Below are 22,114 nucleotides of genomic sequence, written 5' to 3' on the forward strand. Positions count from 1 at the left end.
CCGTCATCGTGGCAGCCGCCCGATCAGGCGCGTCACCCCCGCACGGGGGAGACGGGGACCCCCGGGCGGGGGAGGAGTCGTCGTCGGGGCCGCACCGGGACCGCGTCAGACGCGCTCGCGCGCGAACAGTTCGAGGTGGCCACAGTCCGGACACCGGAAGGCGTCGATCTGCCAGCGCGGCCGGCCCATCCGCTTCGCCCCGCCGAAGATGCCGATTTCCAGCGCTCCGGCGATCCAGCGAGCGTATCCCCGTGAGTGCTCTCCGGTGTCCTCGACGAATCCCTGTTCGAGCCCGACGGCACCGCACTGCGTGCACTTGATGGTGTTCACGCGCCGAGTCTAGGCAGGGCGGCGCTTCTCCCCCGTGCGGGGGAGGGCTTCCCCCCGGGCGGGGGAGGAACGACCAGGACCGAGCGGCCAGCCTTGAGTCATGAACAGCATCGAGATCCGCGAACTCACCAAGGAGTACGGCACCGTTCGAGCGGTGGACCACCTCACCTTCGAGGTGCTGCCCGGTCGCGTGACGGGCTTCCTCGGGCCCAACGGAGCAGGCAAGTCGACCACGATGCGCCTGCTGCTGGGCCTGGACCGCCCGACCTCCGGCACCGCCACCATCGGCGGCCGGATGTTCACCGACTTCCCCGACCCGCTGCTCCGCGTCGGGGCACTCCTGGACCCGCAGGCGGCGCACGGAGGGCGTACCGCCCGCGACCATCTGCTGGCCCTGGCGGTCAGCAACCGCATCCCGGCCCGCCGGGTCGACGAGGTACTCGAACAGGCCGGCGTGGCCCCGGTCGCCGGTCGACGCGTCAAGACCTTCTCCCTGGGCATGCGCCAGCGCCTGGGCATCGCCGCTGCGCTGCTGGGCGATCCCGGGGTGGTGCTCCTGGACGAGCCGACCAACGGTCTCGACCCCGAAGGCATCATCTGGATCCGCGAACTGCTCCGGCAGCTCGCGGCGGAGGGCCGGACCGTCCTCGTCTCCAGCCACCTGATGGCGGAGACCGCGTCCTTCGTGGAACACCTGGTCGTCCTGGGCCGGGGAAAGTTGCTCGCCGACACATCGATGAAGGAATTCATCGATGCACGCAGCACCCCGAGGGTGCGGCTGCGCACCACGGATCCAGGTCGCATGGCAGAGGTCCTGGCCGCCGACGGGCTCTCGATGGTGCAGGCCGAGGACGGGCGCTGGACCGTGGACGGCGTCCAGGCCGAGTGGATAGGCACCCTGGCAGCGCGCGAAGGCATACCGGTCCTTGAACTGGCGGATGAGCGCGCCTCCCTGGAAGAGGCCTACCTCGATCTCACCGCGGAGTCGACTCCCTTCGCGTCTGGCTCGCGCTGACCACTGGCACCGAGACCGCCTGCCGCAACAACAGCCGCGTACCCGAACAGCCGGGCAATCGGGTCCGAACACCGAGCCCGGACACCCGAGCCCGGACACCCGTGACCGATGCACACCAAAACACCCCGAACACCGTGACTGGAGAACCGGCCATGACCGCTCCCGCCCTCCCCACCATCCCCGTCGTGCATTCGGAGTGGATCAAGATACGGTCGCTGCGCGGCACGCTCTGGGCACTCGTCGCGATACTCGTGTCCACCGCCGGGATACAGGTCCTCATGAACGCGCTCATCGGCCCGTCGGAGGCTGCGAGGGCCGGAAGTGATCCACTCCGGCTCGCCTTCTATGGCATCAGCTTCGGGCAGATAGCGGCCATCACCTTCGGCGCCAAGGCGTTCGCAGCGGAGTTCCACAACGGGGCACTGCGGATCACTCTCGGCGCCGTGCCGAACCGGAGCCGCTTCTACCTCTCCAAGGCAGTGGTCATCGCCGGGTTGGCGCTGGTGGCCGGGCAGCTCACCGGCCTTGCCACTTTCCTGGCCGGTCAGGCCCTGATGGGGGAGCAGGCCATCGGCCCGGGTGATCCGGGTGCGGTCCGGGCGATCGTCGGCAGCGGCCTCTACCTCGCCCTCATGGCGTTGTTCGCAGCCGGACTGACCGCCGTACTCCGCAGCGGGACAGCGGTGTTGAGCCTGCTCATACCCTTCGTCCTGTTGATCTCGTTTGTCTTCGGTGACCATGCGGGTGGGCTCGGGCAGTACCTGCCGGACCGTGCCGGGCAGCTGGTGTTGAGTGCGAATCCGCAGGGAGAGCTCGGGCCGTGGGCGGGGCTGGGCGTCATGGCCCTATGGACGGCGGCAGCGCTGGGGGCGGGCTGGATCGCCGTCCGCAGGCGGGACGCGTGACGCCGGACCAGTTGTCAGTGCTGCTGGGGATACTGACGACATGACGACGGCAGCGCATCTCGAGGCAATCGACCGGCTCCGGACACGCGGGTTCCCCGCGGCGCGCAGCAGATCGGTGACCGAACGGAGCGGTCCGGGTTACCACCTCGTGGAGCTGGGTGAGAGCCACTGGTACGGAGACGAGGACGCGGCTGACCGGATAGCCGGCGCAGAACAGATCTCAGCCGAGTACGGCGCCCTCACCCAGCGGTTGACGGAGCGGTGGGGGGAGGCGCAGGTGTTCCACCTGGGGAGCCTGCTGGCGCGGGTGGTCGCGGGGGAAGAGATCCCCGAACCGTGGGGCGAGATGAGCGGAACCACCGACCACGTGCACGTGTGGCGGGCTGGCGAGCACTGGGTGGCCGTGTACGCGGCGGAATGGGGGGCCGACCACTCACCGCAACTGATGGCCGCGGTGACCGTCATCGACCCGCCCTAGAACCGACCGGGCCGGGAACCGACCCGCCCTGGGATCTCCCCGCCCGGGAACCGATCCGCCACAGAGGACGGACCGGCGGGCCGCTCAGCTGCCTGCGGGAGTCCATGGGGGAGGCTGAGAGGACGGGTGGCGGAGCCAGTCGGTGAGGGTGGCGTAGTCAGGGTCGGTGAGGCCTTGGCGGGGGTCGACCCGGTGCAGCAGGGCGAAGCCCCGGTGGTGGGCGGACACCCAGGCGCGGTCCCTGTCCGTGATCTCGTCATCGACCCAGATGAACGGGTGCCCCGCCGCCCGCGCGACCAGCCCGCGTGTTTTCCAGTGGAGACCCCTGCGCAGGTCGTCTTCCTCCTGGTTCGTCTGCCTGTCCCGTTCCGCCTGGGGGTCCGTGCCCGAGGGCTCCGGCCAGGTCATCACTTCCAGCGGTGGGAAGCCGAGCCGGGGTGCGAGGTCGGTGTTCGCGTCGGCCATCCATGTCGTGGCCCAGATCAGGGTGCAGGGCAGGGCCGACAACCGGGGGCCGTGGCGGGAGTCGAGGCGGTGGAGGAGGGGGTGCGCGCTGCCCTCGTGGGGCGGTGCGGAGGGGGGAGGGCTGGTGGGGTGGGGGCCCGCCGAACGGGATGAGTGGGCCGTCGACGTCGAGGAAGAGCAGGGGCGTACCTGGCCGGGTGCCAGGGGTGGTCACCGGTCGGCCTCGGTCTCAGCCCCGGCCCCGGTCTCAGCCCCATCCTCGGTCCCGGTCCCGGTCCCGGTCTCGGCGGTGAGGCGGAGGCGGGCGTACTCCTCGGCCATGGTGTGGGCTGTCCAGTGGGCGTTGAGGCCGCTCGGGTTGGGCAGGGCCCAGATCCGGGTGGAGCCGATGGTCCGCTCCTGCGGGCCGATCTTGGCGCCGCGCTCACCGAAGGCCGTGCGGTAGGCGGTCACGCCGACCACGGCGAGCCACTGGGGGCGCAGGAGTTCCACCTTCGCGGTCAGGAGGCGGCCGCCCTCGCGGTATTCCTCGGCGCTCAGTTCGTCGGCGCGGGCGGTGGCCCGGGCCACGACGTTGGTGATGCCCAGCCGGTAGGTCAGCAGCTCCTCCTGCTCCGCGGGGGCCAGGCGGCGCGGGGTGAAGCCCGACAGGTGCAGGACCGGCCAGAAGCGGTTGCCGGGGCGGGCGAAGTGGTGGCCCGTGGCGGCGGACATCAAGCCCGGGTTGATCCCGCAGAACAGGACGCGCAAACCGCCCGCGACCACATCCGGGAGGATGCGGTCGCGGGCGGCGGCCAGCTCTTCGGGGGTCAGAGGATCGACCCCGGGGTGTAGCCGGCGGCCTCCGGGTGCTGCTTGGTGATCTCCTCGATGCGGGAGACCACCACGGCGACCTGGTCGCCGGCGGCGCCGGTGAAGGACAGCTTGTCGGCCATCAGGGCGTCGAGCTGCGCGCGGTCCAGCGGCATGCGCGCGTCGGCGGCCAGCTTGTCGAGCAGTTCGTTGCGCTCGGCGCCCTGCTCGCGCATCGCGAGGGCCGAGGCCACCGCGTGCTCCTTGATGACCTCGTGGGCGGCCTCGCGGCCGACGCCGGCCCGTACCGCACCCATCAGGACCTTGGTGGTGGCCAGGAAGGGGAGGTAGCGGTCCAGCTCGCGGGCGACGACGGCCGGGAAGGCGCCGAACTCGTCCAGGACGGTCAGGAAGGTCTCCAGCAGACCGTCGAAGGCGAAGAAGGCGTCCGGCAGCGCGATGCGGCGGACCACGGAGCAGGAGACGTCGCCCTCGTTCCAGGTGTCGCCCGCCAGCTCGCCGGTCATCGAGGCGTAGCCGCGCAGGATGACCATGAGGCCGTTCACGCGCTCGCAGGAGCGGGTGTTCATCTTGTGCGGCATCGCGGAGGAGCCGACCTGGCCGGGCTTGAAGCCCTCGGTGACCAGCTCGTGTCCGGCCATCAGGCGGATCGTCTTGGCGATCGAGGACGGGGCGGCGGCGAGCTGCACCAGCGCGGTGACCACGTCGTAGTCGAGCGAGCGCGGGTAGACCTGGCCCACCGAGGTGAAGGCGTGGGCGAAGCCGAGGTGGCCCGCGATGCGCCGCTCCAGGTCGGCGAGCTTGGCGGTGTCGCCGCCGAGGAGGTCGAGCATGTCCTGGGAGGTGCCGACCGGGCCCTTGATCCCGCGCAGCGGGTAGCGCTCCAGCAGGTCCTCCAGGCGGCCGTAGGCGACGAGCAGCTCGTCGGCGGCGGTCGCGAAGCGCTTGCCCAGGGTCGTGGCCTGTGCCGCGACGTTGTGGGAGCGCCCGGCCATGACCAGCTCGGCGTGCTCGGCGGCCAGCTTGCCGAGGCGGGCCAGCACGGCGACGGTGCGGTCGCGGGCCAGCTCCAGGGAGAGCCGGATCTGGAGCTGCTCGACGTTCTCGGTGAGGTCGCGGGAGGTCATGCCCTTGTGCACGTGCTCGTGACCGGCGAGGGCGTTGAACTCCTCGATCCGGGCCTTCACGTCGTGCCGGGTGACCTTCTCGCGCTCGGCGATGGAGGCCAGGTCGACCTGTTCCAGGACGCGCTCGTAGTCGGCGAGGGCCGCGTCGGGCACCTCGATGCCGAGGTCCTTCTGGGCGCGCAGGACGGCGAGCCACAGCCGCCGCTCCAGCGTCACCTTGTACTCGGGGGACCACAGGACGGCGAGCTCCGCGGAGGCGTAGCGGCCGGCCAGGACATTGGGGATGCGGGGCTTGGCAGTCACGTAAAGGGATTCTACTTGCGCTTCGGCTGTGCGTTCACGCAGGTGGGCGACCCGCGGCCGGTTGTGGTTTGCTACGAGGCCGGGCCGGGGCCAGGCGCCCGTGAACCGGGGTGCTCACGGGAGCCGTTCGTCCGCTGTGGCGCCGTACGGCAGCAGTTCCGGCCGCTTCGCCGGGCGGCCGTCGCCCGAGGAGCGGCCCGTCAGGCGGCGGCCGATCCAGGGGAGCAGGTGCTCGCGGGCGAAACGCGCGTCGTGGACGCGCCGGGTCGCCCAGCCCGGCGGCGGCGAAGGGAGCAGCGGCGTGCGCCAGTCCTCCTCCGCGGGCAGCCCCAGCGCCTGCCACACGGCCTCGGCCACCCTGCGGTGGCCCTCGTCCGTGAGGTGCAGCCGGTCGGCGTGCCAGAGCCGCTGATCGCCGAGGACGGGGGCGCCGTACAGGTCGACGACGAGAGCGCCGTGCCGCGCGGCCAGCTCGTCGATGATGGCGAACAGCTCTTCCATGCGCGGGCGGAAACGTTCCATCACGGGCCCCTGGCGGCCGGGCGAGCGCATGAGGACGAGCTGCCCGCACGCGGGCGCCAGGGTCTCCACCGCGGCTTCCAGGTGGCCGCGCACCCGTCCCATGTCGACCTTGGGTCGCAGGGTGTCGTTCAGGCCGCCCACCAGGGTCACCACGTCCGCGCCCATCGAGGCCGCCAGGGGTGCCTGCTCCTCGGCGATCTGGCCGATCAGCTTGCCGCGCACCGCGAGGTTCGCGTAGCGGAACCCCGGTTCCCGCGCGGCGAGACGGGCGGCGAGCAGATCCGCCCAGCCCCGGTAGGAGCCGTCCGGCAGCGCGTCGGACATGCCCTCGGTGAAGGAGTCGCCGACCGCGACCAGACTCGTGTATGTCGCATTCATCTCCATGGCGCAGCGATGCTACCGCGCGGTTCCCCGGTCCCGCGATGAGGACCGGGGACGTCGCGCCGCAGGCCGGGCTGCCGGACCCGGCCGGTCGCTGCCCGGGATCGTCGTCACGTGGCCGAGCGGTTCCCGAACAGCTCGCGCAGCACGTCCTCCATCGTGACCAGACCGGTCATGGTCCCGTCCGCACCGAGGACCGCCGCCAGGTGCGTCCGGCTGCGCCGCATGGCGGTCAGGACGTCATCCAGCGGAGTCTGGGCCCGGACCTGGGCGATGGGGCGCAGCGCCGAGACCGGGAAGGCCTCGTCCCGCGCGGTGACGTCGAGGGCGTCCTTGACGTGCAGGTAGCCGAGGATCTTTCCCTGACCGTCGAGCACCGGGAACCGCGAGTAGCGGGACGTGGCGGAGAGCCGCTCCAGCCCCTCCGGCGTGATGCCCTCCTCGGCCGGGAGGACCCGGTCCATGGGCAGCGCCACCTCGATGACGGGCCGGCGGCCCAGCTCCAGCGCGTCGTGCAGCCGCTCGCTCGCCCGGCCGTCGATCAGGCCCGCGGCGTTGGAGTCCTTGACGATCCGGGCCAGCTCGTCGTCCGAGAAGGTCGCGGCCACCTCGTCCTTCACCTCGACCCGCAGCAGCCGCAGCAACGCGTTGGCGAAGGCGTTGATCGCGAAGATCACCGGCCGCAGGCCGCGCGTCAGGGTCACCAGCGGCGGCCCGAGCAGCAGCGCGGTACGGACCGGCTCGGCCAGCGCCACGTTCTTCGGCAGCATCTCGCCGAAGAGCATGTGCAGGTACGTCGCCAGCGCCAGTGCCACCACGAAGGAGATCGCGTGGGTGACCCCGGCCGGCACCCCGAACAGGTCGAAGAGCGGGGTCAGCAGGTGGGCGATGGCCGGTTCGGCGACCACACCGAGCACCAGGGTGCACAGCGTGATGCCGAGCTGGGCCGCCGCCATCAGGGCCGACACGTGTTCCAGGCCCCACAGCACGGCCCGGGCCCGCCGGTCGCCCGCCTCGGCGTACGGTTCGATCTGGCTGCGCCGGACCGAGATCAGCGCGAATTCCGCGCCGACGAAGAAGGCGTTGACGACCAGGGTCGCCAGGCCGATCAGTAGTTGGATCGCGGTCATCGGCCCTCCTCCGGCTGCGTGTCGCCGCTCTTGCGGCGGGTCTTGCCGTGCGCGCCGTCGCGTCCGCGCGAAGCGTCGGCGGGCTCCTCGACCGGCGCGTGCAGCAGCACGCGCGCGGCGCGCCGCCCGCTGTCGTCCACCACGTCGAGGCGCCAGCCGCCCAGCTCCAGGCTGTCGCCGTTGACCGGTATGCGGCCGAGCTCGGTGGCCATCAGCCCGGCCAGCGTCTCGTACGGGCCGTCCGGCACCCGCAGGCCGATCCGCTCCAGCTGGTCGGTGCGCGCCGCGCCGTCCGCGGAGAAGAGCGCGCGGCCGGAGGCGTCCGTACCGGCCGCGGCCAGGTCCGGGGTCTCGTGCGGGTCGTGCTCGTCGCGGACCTCGCCCACGACCTCCTCGACGATGTCCTCCAGGGTGGCCACGCCGGCCGTGCCGCCGTACTCGTCGATCACCACGGCCATCGTCTGCCTGCCGGAGAGCCGGTCCAGCAGCCGGTCCACGGTCAGTGACTCGGGGACGAGCAGCGGCTCGCGCAGCAGCTGCGCGACCGGGTAGCGGTGGCGTTCGGCGGCGGGCAGCGCCAGGACGTCCTTGATGTGGACCGTGCCGACGACGCTGTCGAGGCTGCCGCGGTAGACGGGGAAGCGGGACAGGCCGGTGGCCATGGTCGCGTTCGCCACGTCCTCCGCGGTGGTCTGCACGTCGAGCGCGGTGACCTGGACCCGCGGGGTCATGACGTTCTCCGCGGTCAGGTCGGCCAGGTTCAGGGTCCGCACGAACAGTTCGGCGGTGTCCTTCTCCAGCGCGCCCGCCTTCGCGGAGTGCCGCGCCAGTGCCACCAGCTCCTGCGGGCTGCGCGCGGAGGCCAGCTCCTCGGCCGGCTCCAGCCCGAAGCGGCGCACCATGTGGTTGGCCGTGGTGTTCAGGTGGCCGATGAGCGGCCGGAAGGCCCGGCTGAACATCCGCTGCGGTGTCGCCACGCGTTTGGCCAGGGCCAGCGGCGAGGAGATCGCCCAGTTCTTCGGCACCAGTTCGCCGACGACCATCAGGACGACGGTCGACACGGCGGTGCCGAGGACCAGGGCGGTGGACGAAGCGGCTCCGGCGGACAGCCCCATGGCCTCGAACGGCCCCTTGAGCAGGGTGGCGATCGAGGGCTTGGAAATCATGCCGATGACCAGGCCGGTCACGGTGATGCCGAGCTGGGCGCCGGAGAGCTGGAAGGTCAGGCTCCGGACGGCGGCCAGGGCGCTGTCGGCGCCGCGCTCGCCGCGCTCGGCGGCTCCTTCGAGCTCGCTGCGCTCGATGGTCGTCAACGAGAACTCGGCCGCGACGAAGACCCCGCACGCGAGGCAGAGCAGCAGCGCGACGACGAGCAGAAGCACTTCGGTCATCGGTTCACCTCCGTCCCATGATCAGACAGGAGGAGGCGGATCGCGCGGTGTCGGGTACTGGGAGGCTCGCCCATGGGCGGACGCTCACACCTTTCGTTCGAGGGGACTGCATCGGGAAGCGGTCTCCCCCAGGGTAAAGGATCGGCAAAGTGTGCGCATCGCTCGATCGGACGACATGACGGGCAGGAGGCGCGGAACGCGCCCGGACGGACGCTACGCCGTCCCGAGCGGCTTGACCCAGCGGCGCCAGTGGTCCTCGCGGTGGTAGCCGGCCGCGGCCCAGGCCCGCCGCCCCGGCTCGTTCGCCTCCAGCACCATCGCGTCCCCGCGCCGTCCGCCCACGGCCAGGAAGCGCCGCTCGGCGGCGTCCAGGAGCGCCGTGCCGATCCCGCGCCTGCGGTGCGAGGGGAGTACCGCCAGCCGGTAGAGCGAGCAGCGCCAGCCGTCGTAACCCGCGATCACGGACCCCACGAGGAGCCCGTCGGTCTCGGCGAGGATCAGGGCGTCCGGATCCCGCTCGATGAGCCGGGTGACCCCGTCCACGTCGTCCGTGACGGAAGTGCCCTCCGCCGCCACCTTCCAGAAGGACAGCACGTCCTCGGCCTCTGCCGCCCCGGCCGTCCGTATGCGCAGATCGATCATGACCGTGATCCCAGCACGGGCACGGGTTCCCGCGCAATGCCCGACCGCGGGACGCCGGCGGGGCTCCCCGGGCGAGCGCCGGTTCAGTCGTCGGAGCGCCGGGCCGACCCGATCACGCAGTACGAGGTAGGCAGCGCGGGCCCGCGCTCCGGCATCCGCAGCCCGCGCTGCTCGACGATCCGGAAGCCGGCGGCGTCGACCGCGGCCAGGATGTCCCGCGCCGTGTGGCAGCCGCCGAACAACCGGGGCCACACGGTCCGGTCCAGCGCGCGCTGGATCCCGGCCATCGTGGGTCCGGGCGCCAGTCCGTGCTCGAAGAAGCGCAGCTCACCGCCGGGCCGGATGACCCGGTGCAGCTCGGCGAGGGAGCGCGGCAGGTCCCGTACGGTGCACAGCACCAGGGAGGCCACGGCCGCGTCGAAGGCCTCGCTCTTGACGGGAAGGGCCTCGGCGGCGCCCGGTACGACATCCACCGGGACCTCGGCGCGCAGCGCGGCGCGGGCCGCCAGCCGGCGCAGGGTGCGCTCCGGTTCGACCGCGACCACCTCGCAGACGGCGCGCGGATAGTGGGCGAAGTTCAGCCCGTTGCCCGCGCCGATCTCGATGATTCGGCCGGAGAGGCCGCGCAGCAGCTCGCCGCGCAGCGAGGAGATCCCGCCGCGGGAGTCGGCCTGGACGCTCATCCGTGCGTAGAAGCGGGCGAACACGGGGTGGTGGACGGCGTCCCGGGGCGGGGTCCGGCGGGGGCGCGGTGACATGACGGACCTCCTGGAGCGGACGTACGCGTGTCTCCAGTCTCCCCCCGATGCGGGGCGCCACCCGCGGCGCCGCGAAGAAGTCCCGAAAACCTCGGGCCCGGCTCCGAGGACCCTCAGCCCCAGGTCCTCAGTACCCCCCCTCAGTTTCAGATTCGCAGGACCTCAGCTCCAAGCCCGCAGGAAGTCCGCCGCGGACCAGTCGCCGCCCAGGTCCGGGGCCAGCCAGCCGGGCGCCGCGGCGCGGAAGGCGGCCGGGGTCAGCGACCCCGAAGCGTGGGGGACCGCGCCCAGCAGCGGCATCTCCGACACCGCCGGGAGGTCGGCCAGATTGCAGCGGGAGGCGAGGTCGGGTGCGGTCGGCCAGCTGCCGACCACCAGGCCGAGGCCCGTCAGCCCGCGGGCCCGCAGCGCCTCGCCCGTCAGCGCGGCCGAGTTGAGGGTGCCGAGCCCGGCGGGGACCACGAGCAGCACCGGCGCCCGCAGCAGCCGGGCCGCGTCGGCGAGGGTGTTCCCGGCCTCGTCGAAGCGTACGAGCAGCCCGCCCGCCCCCTCGACGAGGACGAGGTCGTGCTCCGCGGCCAGCTTCCCGGCGGCCTCGGCCACCTCCGCGGGTCCGACCGTGGCCAGCCCCGACCGCCGGGCCGCGGTGTCCGGAGCCAGTGGCTCCGGATAGCGGGCCAGCTCCCGGGTGATCACCCCGGCGCCCGCCAGCCGCGCCACCTCGGCCGCGTCACCCGGCTCGTCCGGGCCCACCCCGGTCTGCGCCGGCTTGAGCACCGCCACGGAACGCCCGGCGGCCACCGCCGCGGCCGCGATCGCCGCGGTGACGACGGTCTTGCCGATCTCGGTGCCCGTCCCGGACACCACCACCACACCGGAAGGACCCCTGCCCGTACCGCTCACACCCGTCGACCCCGCGTCCATCGGCCCCGCACCTCTCGCACCCGTACTCATCGCACCCGTACTCATCGGACTCTTCAGCTCGGTCTTCCCGCTCAGCCTTCCCGCGCCGCCGCGCACACCGCACGGCAGATCCGCGCCACGTCACCGTCGCCCGTCACGTACGGCGGCATCGTGTAGATCAAGTCCCGGAACGGGCGCAGCCACACACCCTCGCGAACGGCCGCCCGGGTCGCCGCGGCCATGTCCACGGGGTGGTCGAGCTGCACCACGCCGATCGCGCCCAGCACCCGTACGTCCTTCACCCCGGGCAGACCGGCCGCCGGAGCCAGGCCTTCCGCCAGCCCGGCCCCGATCCGCTTGACCTCCCCCGCCCAGTCCTGGGACAGGAGCAGGTCGAGCGAGGCCAGCGCCACCGCGGCGGCCAGCGGGTTGCCCATGAAGGTCGGCCCGTGCGCCAGCACCGGCACCTCGCCCCGCGAGATGCCGTCCGCGACCCGCGGCGTGCACAGAGTCGCCGACAGCGTCAGGTAACCGCCGGTCAGCGCCTTGCCGACGCACATCACGTCCGGGGTGATCCCCGCGTGGTCGGCGGCGAAGAGGGCGCCCGTGCGCCCGAATCCGGTCGCGATCTCGTCCAGGATCAGCAGCACCCCGTACTCGTCGCACAGCTCGCGCAGCACCCGCAGGTAGCCGGGGGAGTGGAAGCGCATGCCGCCCGCGCCCTGCACCACCGGCTCCACGATCACCGCGGCCAGCTCGTCCGCGTGCTTGCTGACCAGGGAGCGCAGGTGCTCCACGTAGGCCGGGTCCACGGGCGCGTCGAAGCCGCCGGGCGGCTCCTGGGCGAAGATCTGGCGCGGCAGCATGCCCTGCCACAGCTCGTGCATCCCGCCCTCGGGGTCGCACACGGCCATCGGCTGCCAGGTGTCCCCGTGGTAGCCGCCGCGCCAGGTGAGCAGGCGGTGCTTGCCCGGGCGGCCGATCGAGGTCCAGTACTGGAGGCACATCTTGACCGCGACCTCGACGGCGACCGAGCCGGAGTCGGCCAGGAAGACGTGTTCCAGGCCCGCCGGGGAGATCTCGACCAGCTTCGCCGCGAGCCGGACGGCGGGCTCGTGGGTGAGCCCGCCGAACATGACGTGCGACATCCGGCCGAGCTGGTCGCGCACGGCCTCGTTGAGCACCGGGTGGTTGTAGCCGTGGATGGCCGACCACCAGGAGGACATGCCGTCGACCAGTTCGTCCCGTCCCTCGGCCGTCCGGCCGAGCCGCAGCCGGACGCCCGAGGCCGAGGAGACGACCAGCGGCTCCTGCCGCCCGGGCATGGGGCCGTACGGGTGCCAGACGTGCTGCCGGTCCAGCGCGAGGAGCTCGCCGGCCGGCAGCGGGTCGTGCGGGTGGTGCGGATCAGGCATTGGGGGCGAGTTCCGTTCCCGCGCCGCGCCGGCGCACGGCCACCAGGTCCGGGCGCACCTCGCCGGCCGGGGCCTGCCCGGAGGCGTCCTGCGCCGGTACGGCGGCCACCGCGTCCTCGGCGTGGCCGGAGCAGCCCCCGCACGCCGAACCGCAGCCCGCGTCCGCGCCGGCCGGAGCGGCCGAACCGCAGACGGACGCACCCGCGCCCGCGCCTTCGCCGTGCGAGCCGCAGCCGCCGGCCGCGACGTCGGAGCGGTGCGCGGGGAGGGTCGACGTACCGGCGCCCTCCACCTCGAAACCGGCGTCCGCGATCATGTCGAGGTCGGCCTGGCCGGCCTGGCCCTCGCTGGTGAGGTAGTCGCCGAGGAAGATCGAGTTGACCAGGTGCAGGGCCAGCGGCTGCATCGTGCGCAGGTGGACCTCGCGGCCGCCCGCGAGGCGGACCTCGACGTCGGGGCAGACAAAGCGCACCATCGCCAGGATGCGCAGTGCGCGCTGCGGGGTGAGGTTCCACTCCTTGGCGAGCGGGGTGCCCTCGAACGGGATCAGGAAGTTGACCGGCACCGAGTCCGGGTCCAGCTCGCGCAGCGAGTAGACGACGTCGACGAGGTCCTCGTCGCTCTCGCCCATGCCCGCGATCAGGCCCGAGCAGGCGGAGAGGCCCGCGGCGTGCGCCTTCTGCACGGTGTCCACGCGGTCCGCGTAGGTGTGGGTCTTGGTGATCGCCCCGTACGTCGCCTCGGACGTGTTGAGGTTGTGGTTGTAGGCATCGGCGCCCGCGTCGCGCAGCCGCTCCGCCTGACCGTCCGACAGCAGGCCCAGGCAGGCGCAGACCTCGACGCCCTCGTTCTGCTCCTTGATCGCGGCGATGGTCTTGCCGACCCGCTCCACGTCCCGGTCCGTCGGGCCGCGGCCGCTCGCCACCAGGCACACGCGCTTGGCGCCGCCCGCGACCCCGGCCGCGGCGGCCTCGGAGGCCTCCTCCGGCTTCAGCCAGGTGTACTTCAGGATCTCCGCCTTCGAACCCAGCCGCTGGGAACAGTAGGAGCAGTCCTCCGGGCACAGGCCCGACTTCAGGTTGACCAGGTAGTTCAGCTTGACCCGACGCCCGAACCACTGGCGGCGCACCTTGCCGGCAGCGGCCACCACGTCGAGCAGTTCGTCGTCAGAGGTCGCCAGTACGGCGAGCGCCTCTTCGCGGGTCGGCAGCTCGCGCCGCAGCCCCTTGTCCACCAGGGTGTTCAGCAGGTCCATGACGCCGATCCTGGACCACACGACCACTCCCGGCCAAGGAGAGATCGCACAACATGGCCGGATCGGAGTGTGTGTATCGCCACACCTGGCGCCGGAGTCGGGGCGGCTAGGGTCGGGCAGGTCTGTGGACTGCCGACAAAAGAGGACCCGCCGATGCCCCAGCACCTTCCCGACCCCGCCGAGGTCTTCGCCTGGACCGACGACGCGGAGCGGTCCCGGGAGCGCGCCGGACTGGTCCGGACGTTGCGGCCGCGGCCGGCCTCCTCGTCCCTGCTCGACCTCGCGAGCAACGACTACCTCGGCCTGACCCGCCACCCCGAGACCGTCGCGGGCGCGCGCGAGGCCGCCGAGCGCTGGGGCGCCGGGGCCACCGGGTCGCGGCTGGTCACGGGGACCACCGAACTGCACGCCGAGCTGGAACGGGAGCTGGCAGCCTTCTGCGGGTTCGAGGCCGCGCTCGTGCTGTCCTCCGGGTACGCCGCCAACCTCGCGGCCGTCACCGCGCTCAGCGACCGGGACACGCTGGTCGTCTCCGACGCCGGAAACCACGCCTCGATCGTGGATGCCTGCCGGCTCTCGCGGGCGCGGACGGAGGTGGTCCCGCACGCGGATCCGGACACGGCGGCCAAGGCGCTGGCCGGCCACGAGGGCCGGGCGCTGCTGGTCAGCGACTCGGTGTTCTCTGTGGACGGGGACGCCGCGCCGCTCGCGGGGTACGCGGCCGTCTGCCGCGCGGCCGGCGCCGCCCTGGTCGTGGACGACGCGCACGGGCTGGGGGTGCTGGGCGAGGGCGGCCGCGGCGCGCTGCACGCCGCCGGGCTCGCGGGCGCGCCCGACGTGGTGGCGACGCTGACCCTCTCGAAGTCCCTGGGCAGCCAGGGCGGGGCGGTCCTCGGCCCGGCCCGGGTGATCCGGCACTTGGTCAACACCGCCCGGACCTTCATCTTCGACACCGGGCTGGCTCCGGCCGCCGCGGGGGCGGCCCTCGCGAGCCTGCGCCTGCTCCAGCGCGAACCGGAGCGGGCGGCGCGGGCCCGCGAGGTGGCCGACCGGTTGTACGGGCGGCTCACCGCGTCCGGCCTGACCGCGGCCCGGCCGGACGCGGCCGTGGTGTCGGTACGGGCCCCGTCGGCCGCGGCGGCACTGCGCTGGGCCGCCGACTGCCGCGAGGCGGGTCTGTTCGTGGGCTGCTTCCGGCCGCCGTCCGTGCCGGACGGGATCTCCCGGCTGCGGCTGACCGCCCGGGGGGACCTCACGGGGGAGGAGATCACCCGGGCCGTGGACACGATCCTGGCGACCGCGCCGGCCGGAGCCGCGGACCGGTAGGACCGGCGTTACCGGGCGAGGTCCGCCCGTACCAGCGTGAGGAAACCGTCCCAGGCCGGCCCGGTGAAGAGCACGGCCGGGCCGTCCGCCCGCTTGGAGTCGCGGACGGCCAGCAGGCCGCCGCTGAGGACGGCGGTTTCCACACAGTTGTTCATTCCGGTGCTGCGGCTGCTGCGCCGCCACCGCGCGCTGATCAGAAGTCCGCGGGGGGATAAGGGGGTTGCGGACACGGGGGTGCCTCCTTACGCGTCGTCAGCGAGGGCGCTGATCAGATCCGACGAGTCCTGGGGCGGGAGGGCGTGCGCCTGGATGGTGCGGAACGCGGCGCTGTACGCCTCAAGGTCTTCCTTCCGCTCCAGATAGAGGCTACTCGTCAAATGGTCGAGTACCACCACATCCAGATCGGCGATGTCCGGAAATGAGAAAATGACGAACGGTCCGGTCAGGCCGAGATGCCCCCCTACGCTGAACGGCAGTACCTGGAGCCGCACTTGCGGCAGCCGCGCCACGACCACCAGCGACCGCAGCTGCTCCGCCATCACCCCCGGACCGCCGATCTGGCGCCGCAGCACCGCCTCGTCGAGCACCGCGCTCAGCTCCAGCGGCGGATCCGTCCGCAGCACCGACTGCCGGGCGAGGCGTACGTCGACCAGCGCGTCCACCTTCGGCTCCGGCAGCCCGCCCAGCGCGGCCCGGGTCACCGCGCGGGCGTAGGCGGGGGTCTGCAGCAGGCCGGGGACCACGGACAGCTCCACCGTGCGCGCGGACCGGGCGCCCGCCTCCAGGCTGATGAAGTCCCGGTACTCCTGCGGCAGCAGGCCTCGGTAGTCGTGCCACCATTGCGGACCGCGCCCGATCTCGGGACCCGGCCCGGCCGCGGACGCCGAGAGCGCCTCCAGCAGGGCGCGCTGCTGGGCGCCCACGCCTCCGTAGGCGTCGAGCAGGAGCCGTACGTCCTCGGGCTTCACCCCGCTGCGGCCGGTCTCGATCCGGCTGATCTTCGATTGGTGCCACCCCACGATCCGGGCCGCCTCACCGCTGGTGAGTCCGGACCGGTCACGGAGCGCACGCAGTTCCTCGCCGAGCTTGCGCCGGCGCACCGCGGGACCGTGTTGCACACCCGCCTCCTTACCCCCGGCACAGCTCGCACCAGTCTGCCGTCCGAATACGGTCTTCCGTAGCAGAGTTCACCGCAACGAGGGACAGATATATGCAGATCTTGGGTGAACGGCAGCAGCACCGGGACAATGAGTGGCACTCTGGCGCTCAGCACAGATCCGGGGCATTGCGCTCCGGTGGGAAAGGGACCGCGCCATGGCAGACCACCAGGAAGCATCCGTCACCCTGCCGAGCGATCCCGCATCGGTCTCCACCGCCCGGCGCTACGTGGCGGACGTGCTGAGCGGATGGGGACTTCCCGAGGACGCCGACATCGCGGACACCATCCGGCTGATCGTCTCCGAACTGGCCACCAACGCGGTCCAGCACACCTTCGGCCAGTCGCCCACCTTCACCGTCGACGTCCGCCTGGAGCGCGAGGAACTCCTGCGGGTCGGGGTGACGGACAGTCATCCGCGCTGGCCGAAGCGGCTCCCGGCCGCCGTCCAGCAGGACAACGGCCGGGGCATGGTCATCATCCGCTGGCTCACGGCGGAATCCGGGGGGCGGCTCTCGGTCAGCCCCACCGACGACGGCGGCAAGACGGTGTGGATCGCGCTGCCCTGGACGGTCCCCGCGGCGCGCCGCGGCTGAGGACCGGTCAGTCCTGGCCGCACTCCGGGGCGTTGTGCTCCATGCAGAGTTCGCTGCCCTCAACGTACCGCCGTATACGAGCCGGTGTCCGGCTGCGCCCGGCCGCCGCATCCGGTCCCTGCTGGAAACGTGAATTAACGCCGCGGAAAAACCGGCGCCCTACCGTGACGTCCTCCCGGCAGCGGACAGCACGCCGGGCCGGGGCCCAACGGTCTGTCTTCGGCCAAGGGATGGCAAAGCGGCGGTGTGTGCTCCGGAAAGTCTTGCCCTTCATGGGGAAAGAACTGCTTGAGCCGCATATGCGCAGGTCAACAAAGTGTTGACGGCGGATAGGGTCTCGCACGGCGCGTAGTCGAAGACGTCGAGAAACCGGGTGATACGGGTGCAACTCACACCGCACGAGCAGGAAAGACTGCTGATCCACGTGGCAGCCGACGTGGCCGAGAAACGAAGGGCGCGCGGGGTGCTCCTCAACCACCCCGAAGCGATCGCCCTGATCACCACCCACATCCTCGAAGGGGCCCGCGACGGCCGCACGGTCGCCGAACTCATGGCCTCCGGGCGGACCGTGCTGGCCCGGGCGGAGGTCATGGTGGGCATTCCCGAGATGATCCACGACGTCCAGGTCGAGGCCACCTTCCCCGACGGGACCAAGCTCGTCACCGTCCACGACCCCATCGTCTGAGAGGCTTCCCCGTCATGATCCCCGGAGAGATCCGCTTCGGGGACGGGCCGGTGCGCCTCAACGAGGGCCGCGCCGTCACCCGTCTCACCGTGCTCAACGCCGCCGACCGGCCCGTGCAGGTCGGCTCCCACTACCACTTCGCCGAGGTCAACCCCGGTCTGGACTTCGACCGGCGGGCCGCCCACGGGCTCCGGCTGAACATCGCCGCCGGTACGGCCGTCCGCTTCGAGCCGGGCATCCCGGTCGCGGTGGAGCTCGTCCCGCTGGCCGGCCTGCGCGTCGTACCGGGCCTGCGCGGGGAGACCGGGGGGCCGCTCGATGGCTGAGCTGACCCGCCAGGAGTACGCCGACCTCTTCGGCCCGACCGTCGGCGACCGGATCCGGCTCGCGGACACCGACCTCTTCGTCGAGATCGAGGAGGATCTCAGCGGCGGACCCGGACGCTCCGGCGACGAAGCCGTCTTCGGCGGCGGCAAGGTGATCCGCGAGTCCATGGGCCAGGCCCGCACCACGCGCGCCGAGGGCGCGCCCGACACCGTGATCACCGGCGCGGTCGTGCTGGACCACTGGGGCATCGTGAAGGCCGACATCGGCATCCGCGACGGCCGGATCTGCGGCATCGGCAAAGCGGGCAACCCGGACACCATGGACGGGGTGCACCCGGCCCTGGTCATCGGACCGGAGACCGAGGTCATCGCGGGCAACGGGAAGATCGTCACGGCGGGCGGCATCGACACGCACGTCCACTTCATCTCGCCGACCATCATCGACGAGGCCCTCGCCTCCGGCGTCACCACGCTCGTCGGCGGCGGCACCGGCCCCGCCGAGGGGTCCAAGGCCACCACGGTCACCCCCGGCTCCTGGCACCTCGCCCGCATGTTCGCCGCGCTGGAGGACTCTCCGGTCAACATCGGGCTGCTGGGCAAGGGGACCACGATGTCCCGCGACGCGATGCGCGCCCAACTGCGGGGCGGCGCCCTCGGGTTCAAGATCCACGAGGACTGGGGGGCCACCCCCGCCGTCATCGACGCCTGCCTGAGCGTCTGCGACGAGACCGGCGCGCAGGTCGCCATCCACACCGACACCCTCAACGAGGCCGGGTTCGTCGCCGACACCCTCGCGGCCATCGGCGGCCGGACCATCCACTCGTACCACACCGAGGGAGCGGGCGGCGGGCACGCACCCGACATCATCACCGTGGTCTCCGAGCCGAACGTCCTGCCCAGCTCGACCAACCCGACCCGCCCGCACACCGTCAACACCGTCGAGGAGCACCTCGACATGCTGATGGTCTGCCACCACCTGAACCCCGCCGTGCCCGAGGACCTCGCCTTCGCCGAGTCCCGCATCCGGCCCTCGACCATCGCCGCCGAGGACGTCCTGCATGACCTCGGCGCGATCTCGATCATCTCCTCCGACGCCCAGGCCATGGGCCGGATCGGCGAGGTCGTCATGCGGACCTGGCAGACCGCGCACGTGATGAAGAAGCGCCGCGGCTTCCTGCCGGGCGACGGACCCGCCGACAACCACCGGGCCCGGCGCTACGTGGCCAAGTACACGATCAACCCGGCCGTCGCCCAGGGGCTCGCCCGCGAGATCGGCTCGGTCGAGACCGGCAAGCTCGCCGACCTCGTGCTGTGGCGGCCCGCGTTCTTCGGAGTCAAGCCCGAGGTGGTCGTCAAGGGCGGCCAGATCGCCTACGCGCAGATGGGCGACGCGAACGGCTCCATCCCCACCCCGCAGCCCGTGCTGCCCCGGCCGATGTTCGGCGCCACCGGCCGCTCGGCGGGCCACAACTCGCTCAACTTCACCTCGCAGCCCGCCCTCGACGACGGCCTGCCCGAACGCCTCGGGCTGACCAAGGCGTTCGTGGCGATCGAGAGCACCCGCAAGGTCACCAAGGAGGACATGCGCAACAACGCCGCGCGCCCGCGCGTCGAAGTGGACGCCGACACCTTCACCGTGACCATCGACGGCGAAGCCGTGGAACCCGCCCCCGCGGCGGAACTCCCCATGGCCCAGCGCTACTTCCTGTTCTGATGAGGGTCGCTGCGATGGGGGTTCCCGTCCTCGGGGTGCCCGCCGCGCCGGGCACCGGCCCCGCGCCGCACCCGGTGACCGGACCGGTCCGGTGAGCCGCGCCGCACTCCTCGTCCTCGCCGACGGGCGCTTCCCCGCCGGAGGGCACGCGCACTCCGGCGGGGCCGAGGCCGCCGTCAAGGCGGGCCGGATCCACGACGACGTGACCCTGGAGGCGTTCTGCCGGGGCCGGCTGCACACCACGGGCCTGGTCGCGGCCGCCCTGGCCGCGGCGGCCGCGCTCGGCATGGACCCGGCGGAGCTGGACGCCGCCGCCGACGCCCGTACGCCGTCCCCCGCGCTGCGGACGGCGGCGCGCCGGCTCGGCCGGCAGCTGATCCGGGCCGCCCGCGCCACCTGGCCCGCGCCCGAACTCGAAGCGCTGGCCGCCGCCTTCCCGCGAGGGGCCCACCAGCCCGTGGTGCTCGGCGTCACCGCCCGGGCCGCCGGGCTCGGGCCGCTCGACGCCGCGCACGTGGCGGCGTACGAAGCCGTCGGCGGACCGGCCACCGCGACCGTGCGGCTGCTGGGCCTGGACCCCTTCGAGGCGAGCGGAGTACTGGCCCGGCTCGCCCCGGCCCTGGACGAGGTGGCCGCCCGGGCCGCGGACGCCGCCCGCCTCGCCCTCTCGGCCGGTGCGCACGCCCTGCCCGCCGCCTCCTCGCCGCTGCTGGACATCGCCGCCCAGGCGCACGCGGCCTGGCCCGTCCGCCTCTTCGCCTCCTGACCCCGCTCAGCCCTCCCCAAGGAGCCTCCATGCACCTCGACCACGCCGGGACTTTCCCGCACCGGCACGCCCACAGCGCCGCGCCGCTGCGCGCCGACGGCTCCCGCCGCGCCCTGCGCATCGGACTCGGCGGTCCCGTCGGCTCCGGCAAGACCGCCACCGTCGCCGCGCTCTGCCGCGCGCTGCGCGCCGAGTACTCGATGGCCGTCGTCACCAACGACATCTACACGCGCGAGGACGCCGAGTTCCTGCTCCGCGAGGCAGTGCTGCCGCCCGAGCGGATCGCCGCCGTGGAGACCGGCGCCTGCCCGCACACCGCCATCCGCGACGACATCTCCGCCAACCTGGAGGCGGTGGAGGAGCTGGAGGACGCGATCGGCCCGCTGGACCTCGTGCTCGTCGAGTCCGGCGGGGACAACCTCACCGCCACCTTCTCGCGCGGGCTGGTCGACGCGCAGATCTTCGTGATCGACGTGGCGGGCGGGGACGACATCCCGCGCAAGGGCGGACCCGGCGTGACCACCGCCGACCTGCTCCTCGTCAACAAGACCGACCTGGCGCCCCACGTCGGCTCCGACCTGGACCGGATGGCCCGGGACGCCGCCGAGCAGCGCGGTGAACTCCCCGTGGTCTTCCAGTCGCTGCGCAGTGCCCAGGGGGTGGCTCCGGTCGCCGAATGGGTCCGGGGCCACGTCGCCGCCTGGGCGGCCCGGTGACCACCGCCGCCGCGGCCCCGGCAATCGCCCCGCCTGCGGGCGCCGTACCGGCCACGGGGCTGCGGGCCACCGCCCGCATCCGCGCCGTCGCCGACGGCCGCGGCGGCACCGCCCTGCCCCTGCTCCACGGTGAGGGCCCCTTCGCGCTGCGCCGCACCCGGGGGAGCGAGCCCGGCGAGGCCCGGGTCACCCTCGTCGGGGCGATGACCGCCCCCCTCGGCGGGGACCACCTGAGCATCGAGGCTGCTGCGGGCCCCGGCGCCCGCCTCGCCCTCGGCTCGGCCGCCGCCACCCTCGCCCTGCCCGGCCGGGGCGGCGCGCCCGCCCTGTACGAGACCACCCTGACCGTGGACGACGGCGCGGCGGTGCGCTGGTTGCCCGAACAGCTGGTCTCGGTCCGGGGCAGTGACCTGTGGGTGCGCACCCGCGTCGAACTCGCCGCCACCGCCCGGCTGGTGCTGCGCGAGGAGCAGGTGCTCGGGCGCACCGGCGAACCGCCGGGCCTGCTGCGCAGCCGGCTCACCGTGCACCGGGCCGGGCTGCCCCTGCTGGACCAGGAACTCGCCTGCGGCCCGGGAGCCCCGGGAGGCTGGGACGGTCCGGCCGGGCTCGCCGGGCACCGGGCCCTGGGGCAACTGCTCATCGTGGACCCCGGCTTCGCGGAGCACCCGCCGGCCGCCGCGATGCTCGGCGAGCTGGCCGCCGTCACCCCCCTCGCGGGGCCCGCCGTACTGGTCACGGCCCTGGCCGCGGACGCGCTGGCGCTGCGCGCGCTGCTGGACGAAGCGCTGCGAACGTACGCCTGGTGATTCCGGGCCCGGTTCCCCGGCCACAACTGCGGGCGACCGGCAGCGGCCTTGCCGGGACGCTGAACCCGGGACGAACCGGGACACCGCTCAGCGGTACACCTCAATCCGGATATCGGGTTGGCAAAGAACCCGACCGTGCTCTGTTGTCGCGCACAGGTCAGGCGCGAAGATCCCCCTGCACGTCGTC

24 protein-coding genes and 1 pseudogene are annotated in these 22,114 nt (G+C 72.9%); 11 read left to right on the forward strand and 14 right to left on the reverse strand.

The window, feature by feature from the left end:
* Nucleotides 1-105: 105 nt before the first annotated feature.
* Nucleotides 106-330, reverse strand: coding sequence for a hypothetical protein (locus tag ABZY31_RS07075; RefSeq protein ID WP_356405677.1), 225 nt, complete (start codon nucleotides 328-330; stop codon nucleotides 106-108).
* A gap of 100 nt (nucleotides 331-430) precedes the next feature.
* On the opposite strand from ABZY31_RS07075, the gene ABZY31_RS07080 reads away from it, so the two are divergent.
* The 3 genes from ABZY31_RS07080 to ABZY31_RS07090 all read left to right on the forward strand — a co-directional run bounded on the left by ABZY31_RS07080 (nucleotide 431) and on the right by ABZY31_RS07090 (nucleotide 2,728).
* Nucleotides 431-1,345 carry an ATP-binding cassette domain-containing protein gene (locus tag ABZY31_RS07080; RefSeq protein WP_356405679.1) on the forward strand — a complete coding sequence of 305 codons (915 nt, stop codon included), beginning with the start codon at nucleotides 431-433 and terminating at the stop codon, nucleotides 1,343-1,345.
* Nucleotides 1,346-1,497: 152 nt separating this feature from the next.
* Nucleotides 1,498-2,250, forward strand: a complete 753-nt coding sequence (locus tag ABZY31_RS07085; protein WP_356405681.1) for an ABC transporter permease — start codon at nucleotides 1,498-1,500, stop codon at nucleotides 2,248-2,250.
* A gap of 115 nt (nucleotides 2,251-2,365) precedes the next feature.
* Nucleotides 2,366-2,728, forward strand: coding sequence for a hypothetical protein (locus ABZY31_RS07090; protein WP_356405683.1), 363 nt, complete (start codon nucleotides 2,366-2,368; stop codon nucleotides 2,726-2,728).
* Nucleotides 2,729-2,812: 84 nt separating this feature from the next.
* Here the strand turns inward: ABZY31_RS07090 and ABZY31_RS07095 are convergent.
* The 11 genes and pseudogenes from ABZY31_RS07095 to bioB form a co-directional block, all read right to left on the reverse strand.
* A pseudogene (locus ABZY31_RS07095) lies at nucleotides 2,813-3,407 on the reverse strand (HAD domain-containing protein).
* On the reverse strand, nucleotides 3,404-4,006 hold the full coding sequence (mug, locus tag ABZY31_RS07100) for a G/U mismatch-specific DNA glycosylase (RefSeq protein WP_356405975.1): 603 nt from the start codon (nucleotides 4,004-4,006) through the stop codon (nucleotides 3,404-3,406). Before mug ends, ABZY31_RS07095 begins: the two are co-directional and overlap by 4 nt.
* Complete coding sequence (purB, locus tag ABZY31_RS07105; protein WP_356405685.1) at nucleotides 4,003-5,436, reverse strand: adenylosuccinate lyase; 1,434 nt, start codon at nucleotides 5,434-5,436, stop codon at nucleotides 4,003-4,005. The genes mug and purB overlap by 4 nt, the downstream gene beginning before the upstream one ends.
* A 114-nt stretch (nucleotides 5,437-5,550) precedes the next feature.
* Complete coding sequence (locus ABZY31_RS07110) at nucleotides 5,551-6,342, reverse strand: SGNH/GDSL hydrolase family protein (RefSeq protein ID WP_356405687.1); 792 nt, start codon at nucleotides 6,340-6,342, stop codon at nucleotides 5,551-5,553.
* 107 nt (nucleotides 6,343-6,449) lie between these two features.
* Nucleotides 6,450-7,469, reverse strand: coding sequence for a hemolysin family protein (locus ABZY31_RS07115; protein ID WP_356405689.1), 1,020 nt, complete (start codon nucleotides 7,467-7,469; stop codon nucleotides 6,450-6,452).
* On the reverse strand, nucleotides 7,466-8,860 hold the full coding sequence (locus tag ABZY31_RS07120) for a hemolysin family protein (RefSeq protein WP_356405691.1): 1,395 nt from the start codon (nucleotides 8,858-8,860) through the stop codon (nucleotides 7,466-7,468). The genes ABZY31_RS07115 and ABZY31_RS07120 overlap by 4 nt, the downstream gene beginning before the upstream one ends.
* A 213-nt stretch (nucleotides 8,861-9,073) precedes the next feature.
* On the reverse strand, nucleotides 9,074-9,502 hold the full coding sequence (locus tag ABZY31_RS07125; RefSeq protein WP_356405693.1) for a GNAT family N-acetyltransferase: 429 nt from the start codon (nucleotides 9,500-9,502) through the stop codon (nucleotides 9,074-9,076).
* A gap of 83 nt (nucleotides 9,503-9,585) precedes the next feature.
* The gene (locus ABZY31_RS07130; RefSeq protein ID WP_356405695.1) at nucleotides 9,586-10,260 is read right to left on the reverse strand and encodes a methyltransferase domain-containing protein; all 675 of its coding nucleotides are present in this window, start codon (nucleotides 10,258-10,260) and stop codon (nucleotides 9,586-9,588) included.
* Between the two features lie 162 nt (nucleotides 10,261-10,422).
* A complete protein-coding gene (gene bioD / locus ABZY31_RS07135) occupies nucleotides 10,423-11,184 on the reverse strand; it encodes a dethiobiotin synthase (RefSeq protein ID WP_356405697.1) in 762 nt (253 codons plus the stop codon).
* Between the two features lie 71 nt (nucleotides 11,185-11,255).
* Nucleotides 11,256-12,578: an adenosylmethionine--8-amino-7-oxononanoate transaminase gene (locus ABZY31_RS07140; RefSeq protein ID WP_356405699.1), complete on the reverse strand. Its 1,323-nt coding sequence runs from the start codon at nucleotides 12,576-12,578 to the stop codon at nucleotides 11,256-11,258.
* On the reverse strand, nucleotides 12,571-13,833 hold the full coding sequence (bioB, locus tag ABZY31_RS07145; protein ID WP_356405701.1) for a biotin synthase BioB: 1,263 nt from the start codon (nucleotides 13,831-13,833) through the stop codon (nucleotides 12,571-12,573). The genes ABZY31_RS07140 and bioB overlap by 8 nt, the downstream gene beginning before the upstream one ends.
* Before the next feature lie 153 nt (nucleotides 13,834-13,986).
* On the opposite strand from bioB, the gene ABZY31_RS07150 reads away from it, so the two are divergent.
* Nucleotides 13,987-15,159, forward strand: coding sequence for an 8-amino-7-oxononanoate synthase (locus tag ABZY31_RS07150; protein ID WP_356405703.1), 1,173 nt, complete (start codon nucleotides 13,987-13,989; stop codon nucleotides 15,157-15,159).
* 8 nt (nucleotides 15,160-15,167) lie between these two features.
* Here ABZY31_RS07150 and ABZY31_RS07155 read toward each other — a convergent pair whose 3' ends face one another.
* Nucleotides 15,168-15,389, reverse strand: a complete 222-nt coding sequence (locus ABZY31_RS07155) for a DUF397 domain-containing protein (protein ID WP_356405705.1) — start codon at nucleotides 15,387-15,389, stop codon at nucleotides 15,168-15,170.
* Between the two features lie 12 nt (nucleotides 15,390-15,401).
* Complete coding sequence (locus ABZY31_RS07160) at nucleotides 15,402-16,277, reverse strand: helix-turn-helix transcriptional regulator (protein WP_356405707.1); 876 nt, start codon at nucleotides 16,275-16,277, stop codon at nucleotides 15,402-15,404.
* Nucleotides 16,278-16,473: 196 nt separating this feature from the next.
* Here ABZY31_RS07160 and ABZY31_RS07165 point away from each other — a divergent pair, with 196 nt between their 5' ends.
* From ABZY31_RS07165 to ABZY31_RS07195, 7 genes are all read left to right on the forward strand, one after another.
* The gene (locus tag ABZY31_RS07165; protein ID WP_356405709.1) at nucleotides 16,474-16,911 is read left to right on the forward strand and encodes an ATP-binding protein; all 438 of its coding nucleotides are present in this window, start codon (nucleotides 16,474-16,476) and stop codon (nucleotides 16,909-16,911) included.
* Between the two features lie 382 nt (nucleotides 16,912-17,293).
* Nucleotides 17,294-17,596, forward strand: coding sequence for an urease subunit gamma (locus ABZY31_RS07170; RefSeq protein WP_356405711.1), 303 nt, complete (start codon nucleotides 17,294-17,296; stop codon nucleotides 17,594-17,596).
* A 14-nt stretch (nucleotides 17,597-17,610) separates the two neighbouring features.
* Complete coding sequence (locus ABZY31_RS07175) at nucleotides 17,611-17,922, forward strand: urease subunit beta (protein WP_356405713.1); 312 nt, start codon at nucleotides 17,611-17,613, stop codon at nucleotides 17,920-17,922.
* A complete protein-coding gene (locus tag ABZY31_RS07180) occupies nucleotides 17,915-19,636 on the forward strand; it encodes an urease subunit alpha (protein ID WP_356405715.1) in 1,722 nt (573 codons plus the stop codon). The genes ABZY31_RS07175 and ABZY31_RS07180 overlap by 8 nt, the downstream gene beginning before the upstream one ends.
* A gap of 91 nt (nucleotides 19,637-19,727) precedes the next feature.
* Nucleotides 19,728-20,402, forward strand: coding sequence for an urease accessory UreF family protein (locus tag ABZY31_RS07185; protein WP_356405717.1), 675 nt, complete (start codon nucleotides 19,728-19,730; stop codon nucleotides 20,400-20,402).
* 29 nt (nucleotides 20,403-20,431) lie between these two features.
* Entirely contained in the window at nucleotides 20,432-21,118 is a 687-nt protein-coding gene (ureG, locus tag ABZY31_RS07190) for an urease accessory protein UreG (RefSeq protein WP_356405719.1), read from the forward strand.
* Nucleotides 21,115-21,927 (forward strand): urease accessory protein UreD, encoded by an 813-nt coding sequence (locus ABZY31_RS07195; RefSeq protein ID WP_356405721.1) that lies wholly within the window; start codon nucleotides 21,115-21,117, stop codon nucleotides 21,925-21,927. Before ureG ends, ABZY31_RS07195 begins: the two co-directional genes overlap by 4 nt.
* Nucleotides 21,928-22,114: the final 187 nt, after the last annotated feature.

This window comes from Streptomyces sp. NPDC006529, from assembly GCF_040611795.1.
Classification (GTDB): domain Bacteria; phylum Actinomycetota; class Actinomycetes; order Streptomycetales; family Streptomycetaceae; genus Streptomyces.